At 47.2% G+C, this 5,252-nt stretch carries 4 protein-coding genes; all 4 read left to right on the top strand.

The window, feature by feature from the left end; translation table 11 throughout:
• The coding region (locus ACTIE6_RS16995) for an ABC transporter permease (protein WP_439557779.1) at window positions 1-211 on the top strand (211 nt) is incomplete at its 5' end.
• Window positions 212-295: 84 nt separating this feature from the next.
• On the top strand, window positions 296-2,665 hold the full coding sequence (locus ACTIE6_RS16990) for an ABC transporter permease (RefSeq protein WP_439557778.1): 2,370 nt from the start codon (window positions 296-298) through the stop codon (window positions 2,663-2,665).
• A 92-nt stretch (window positions 2,666-2,757) separates the two neighbouring features.
• The gene (locus ACTIE6_RS16985; RefSeq protein WP_439557777.1) at window positions 2,758-3,024 is read left to right on the top strand and encodes an ABC transporter permease; all 267 of its coding nucleotides are present in this window, start codon (window positions 2,758-2,760) and stop codon (window positions 3,022-3,024) included.
• The gene (locus tag ACTIE6_RS16980; RefSeq protein WP_439557776.1) at window positions 3,008-5,131 is read left to right on the top strand and encodes an FtsX-like permease family protein; all 2,124 of its coding nucleotides are present in this window, start codon (window positions 3,008-3,010) and stop codon (window positions 5,129-5,131) included. Before ACTIE6_RS16985 ends, ACTIE6_RS16980 begins: the two co-directional genes overlap by 17 nt.
• Window positions 5,132-5,252 lie beyond the last annotated feature (121 nt).

Genomic DNA, 5,252 nt, shown 5'->3' with positions numbered 1-5,252 from the left:
ACTCGTAACCATCGCTATCCTGATTGCCTCGCCTGTTGCCTGGTGGGCAATGGACAACTGGCTGCGGGAATTTGCATACCATACCAACATTCACATTGGCGTTTTCCTTTTTGCAGCACTGGTATCGGTTGGAATTGCATTGCTGACCATCAGTTTCCAAAGTGTGAAAGCAGCATTGATGAACCCGGTGAAGTCTTTAAAGTCGGAGTAATGGAGGATGGAGGAAGGGGAAGATGGAGGAACTACCTTCCTCCCTTTCCTCCATCCTCCCCTTCCTCCTTAAAAAATAAGAACTATGCTGAAAAACTATCTGAAAATCGCGTTACGTACGCTGGTGCATAACAAGACTTACTCGGTGATCAATATTGCCGGGCTGGCTTTGGGAATGGCGGTTTCCGTTTTGATCCTCATTTTTGTGATGCACGAGCTGAGCTTCGATGAGTTTCACGCAAATCATGATCGGATATTCAGACTGAAAGCCAAGATCAGGATAGACGGGAATGATCTTCAAATGACGGGATTCAACCAGCGTGTGGGGCCGGCATTAAAAACTAGTGAGCCGCAGGTAGAGGAGTTCGTGCGGATTAAAGAGTCTTACGAGAAAGTCGTGATCAAATCGCCGGCTACCGGCCAGCTTTTTTATGAGAAGAATTTCCTTTTTGCAGATCCTTCTTTCTTCTCCGTATTCTCATTCAGGTTCAAAGAAGGAAGCAGCCGCACGCTCGATAAGCCGTCTACGCTGGTCATCTCCGAGCGGGCGGCGCAGAAGTATTTTGGTGCAGCTTATCCCATTGGAAAGACACTTTTGTATGATGGAAAACATCCGATGCAAATCACCGGTATCATTGAAAATGCGCCTTCTAACTCCACATTTGACCTCGATTTTATCACTGCTGCCAGTACTTTCCCGCAGCTAAGTGCACAGAACAAAGATCTTTATGGAAATGAGGGCGTCTTCACGACTTACCTGCTGCTTGATTCGGAAACTTCGGCTGGAATCGTAGAGAAGGGAATCGGGAAGCTTAGCAGTACCACCGATTTTTTGGACAAAGATTCAAAGTACGTGCTCGATCAATTCAGCACAATCCATTTGGGGAACAACTTTGAAGGGGTAGGAGTGGGCAGGATGATCCCGATTTTTGCGGGAATTGCATTGCTGATCCTCTTTCTGGCGCTGTTCAACTATATGAGTCTTACCACAGCCCGTTCCACTTTGCGCGCGAAAGAAGTAGGTGTCCGTAAAGTTGTTGGAGCGGGTAAAAAAGGGCTTGTTGCGCAGTTTTACATGGAGTCAATTCTTGTTTGCGTGGTCGCATTCCTGTTGTCTTTCCTGCTCGTTAATCTGCTGATGCAACCATTTTATAATCTGCTTGGGCTACGAATAGACGCTTCATTCCTGCTTTCACCGCAATTTATGGTCTTTCTGGGTGGGTTACTGATTATCACCGCCCTCATTGCCGGCAGCTACCCGGCGCTGGTTTTATCGGGATTTGCCCCGTTGCAGGTGCTGAAAGGCCGCTTTTCAGCCGGACAAAGCGGTACAGCAGTCAGAAAGACTTTTATGGTTTTTCAATTCACAGTTTCCATTGCATTGATCGTGTGCAGCCTCGTTGTGAAAGATCAGCTCACGTTTTTGCAAAATAAAGAACTCGGCCTTTACAAAGACCAGGTACTCGCCATTCCGATTACCCAATCGCTGACGAACAACTACTTTCCATTAAGAAATGAGATCCGCGACAGGGCTGGCGTAACCGGTGTCTCTGCTACCAACTCTGGTTTGTTCAAAGGGTACAATATCTGGTTCCTCAAAAATTTTACAACGCAGAAAGATGTAGGACTGATCACCATGGTGGCCGACAAAAATTTTGTGAAAACCCTGGGCTTAAAGCTGAAAGTGGCACCGCAGGCGGGTACTTATAAAAACCGGAACTATGTGCTGCTGAATGAAGCGGCGATCAAGGAGCTGGGTGTAAAAGGCAACCCGGTAGGGCAGAAGCTGGGTGACGGAGACGAAATTGCCGGAATCGTCAGCGACTTTCATTATAACTCACCGCGGGAAGGGATTCGTGGACTTGGACTTTACGTAATGAGCGATACCACCAATATTCTCAGATATGGAAATTCCAGCGGAGTAATGTACGCCCGCCTCGATCCGAAAGCGGACATCAAAGCAAATGTGGAAGCGATTGGTAAAATCTTCAAAAAGTATGAACTGAGCAAACCATTTGAATACTACTTCCTCGATGATGCATTCAATGAAACATTCCAGACGGAGGTAAGAATGTCAAAAATGTTCTCGCTTTTCACCGGCGTTGCCATTTTCATTGCCTGCATGGGACTTTTCGGACTGGTCACATTCACCGCCGAAACCCGCACAAGGGAAATAGGAATCCGGAAAGTACTGGGCGCGTCGGTGGCTGGAATTGTAACTTTGTTATCCAAAGATTTCATCAAACTGGTATTGTTATCTATTGTCTTTTCCCTGCCAATTGCCTGGTATTTCATGGAAAAATGGCTGGAAGATTTCTCCTATCGCATTCAAATCCCGGTCTGGATATACCTCACCGCCAGCCTCGCCGCCATTATAATCGCCTTGATTACCATCAGTTTCCAAAGTATCCGAGCAGCCCTGATGAATCCGGTGGAGTCTTTAAAAAGGGAGTAAAGGACGAAAGGGAGAAAGGACGAAGGGGACAAAAACCATCCTCCCTTTCCTCCTTCCTCCATTCTCCTTAAAAAATTTAACCTAGAAAAAACATGTTAAAAAACTATCTGAAAATCGCGTTTCGTAACCTGTGGAAGCACAAGGTTTTTTCCTTTATTAATGTAATGGGGCTGACTGTTGGGATGTCGGCTTGCTTCCTGATCTTTTTGTATGTCAGTTTCGAACTGAATTATGATGCATTTCATAGTAAAGGCGATCGCATTTACAGGCTGGTAACCGACATTAAAACACCTTCTGAAACAATCAACACCAGTTCTACCTCGTGGGCTTTCGCTCCGGCAATTGCTGCCCGAGGTTGAGGCATTTACGCGGGTAAGCGGCGGCAGTTTCCTTGTGCGGAAAGGTGATCTTAAGTTTCAGGAGGAAAATACACTCTTCGCGGATTCGAGCCTTTTTCAGGTTTTTGATTTCAAATTATTAAAAGGAAATCCGAAGACGGCGCTGAAAAGCCAGCTGAGCTTGGTACTGAGCGAAAAGGCGGTCGAAAAGTACTTCGGGAATGCGGACCCGATCGGACAAACGTTGCTGCTTTCGGGTGACGGGCTTCCTGCGGTAGTAACAGGCGTTATGCAGGATATTCCTGAAAATTCGCAGATCAAGGCCGATATGCTTATTTCAATGTCCACCCAAACGCAACGGTTCAGCAAAGACCTGGACGAACAATGGGGCAACTTCGGGGCCAGTACTTACCTGCTGCTCAAACCCGGAACTACCGGCGCTGCATTGGAAAAGAAGTTTCCCGACTTTCTCAGGAAAAGGGCCGGAAAACTGATGGACCAGAACCAGATGCATTACACCCTATTTCTCGAACCACTCAGGGATGTATACCTGCATACGACACGTGGCGGGCAGGAGACTGGGAGTATGAACAACGTGTATATATTTGCGGCAGTTGCAATCTTTATCCTGCTCATCGCCTGCATTAATTTCATCAACCTCACTACCGCGCGTTCTGTTGAGCGGGCAAAAGAAGTAGGAATCCGCAAAGTGGTAGGTGCGCCGAAATCCCTGGTTGCGCGGCAGTTTATCAGTGAGTCTGTGCTGCTTTGTCTTATTGCATTCATTTTATCCATGCTCCTGTCGGCTGCCCTGATGCCGTTGTTCAATACACTTGCAGGAAAAGTAATCAGCACCGGGATTTTCAGTAACCCTGGTTACCTGTTGCTCATGTTTGTGGCTGCATTGTGCATTGGTGTACTGGCAGGGATCTATCCGGCTCTGGTACTTTCATCATTCGAGCCTGTGATTGTGTTAAAAGGTAGGTTTACTACGAGTGTAAAAGGGATATTGCTGAGAAAAGGACTGGTAACTGTTCAGTTTGCGATTTCAATTGCCCTGATCATATCAACAATTGTGGTTTATACACAAATGAACTACATGCGCAACCGTGACCTGGGTTTTGCCAAAGATCAGATGCTGATCGTCAACTCGCAGGGCGATCCGAAGAAAGAAGCATTCCGGCAATCGCTGGGCAGTCTTGCGGGTGTGAAATCAACAACCATTTCTTCCAGCGTACCAGGCAGCGGTAATCCCGGGGCTTATTCAGAGATCGAGAACAAAAGCGGTGAATTGCAGATCGCGAACCTGGACCTGTACTTTGTAGACTTTGACTACATTCTGCACTTTGGGCTGAAAATGGCCGCTGGCCGACCATTCTCAAACGAATTCGGAACCGACACCACGCAGGCAATGGTGCTGAACGAAGCCGCGGTGAAACTTTTCGGGTACAGCTCGCCGGAAGAAGCGATCGGTCGCCGCTTTAAGCAATGGGGCAGGGAAGGCAAGATTGTGGGTGTTGTCAAAGATTTTCACTTCCGCTCTTTACAGGAAACGATCAAGCCGCTTTCCATGCGCATTGAACCCAATGGAACAGAGCTGGTAGCTGTGAAAATGGAAGGCAAAGATGTAAAAAGCACGCTCGCCGCAGTAGAGCAGAAGTGGAAACAGATCGTCCCCGAGCGACCTTTCAGCTATTACTTTATGGACGAATTTTTCGACCGCCAGTACCGCGCCGAGGAGCGTTTTGAAAAGCTGTTCTTCAACTTCGCAATCCTCGCCATTTTTATTTCGTGTCTGGGATTGTTGGGCCTTGCTTCTTACAGTACCATGCAGCGTACCAAGGAAATTGGTGTCCGGAAGGTAATGGGCGCATCCATCGGCAGCATTGTAGGATTACTTTCCAGGGATTTTCTAAAACTGGTTTTTATCGCATTCATCATCGCCTCGCCGGTAGCCTATTTTGCGATGTTTAAATGGCTCGAAAACTTTGCGTACAAAACAGATATATATTGGTGGGTTTTCGTACTCGCCGGCATCCTGTCCACCGCCATCGCATTCCTGACCGTCAGTTTCCAGAGTATCCGGGCAGCGGTGATGAATCCGGTGAAGAGTTTGAGAAGCGAGTAGTTTTTTTAGGGAGGAAAGGGAGGAAAGAGGAATGGGAGGATGGATGTCTTGTCCTGAAAAAAGTGGACACGTTTGTGAAATGTTTACTTCTTCATCTAAGCTGCCTTCATTCGGTGTACTT

This window comes from Dyadobacter sp. (assembly GCF_051859145.1).
Taxonomy (GTDB): domain Bacteria; phylum Bacteroidota; class Bacteroidia; order Cytophagales; family Spirosomataceae; genus Dyadobacter.
The sequence above is the reverse complement of the archived record's forward strand: the minus strand, read 5'-3'. Positions and strand labels throughout refer to the sequence as shown.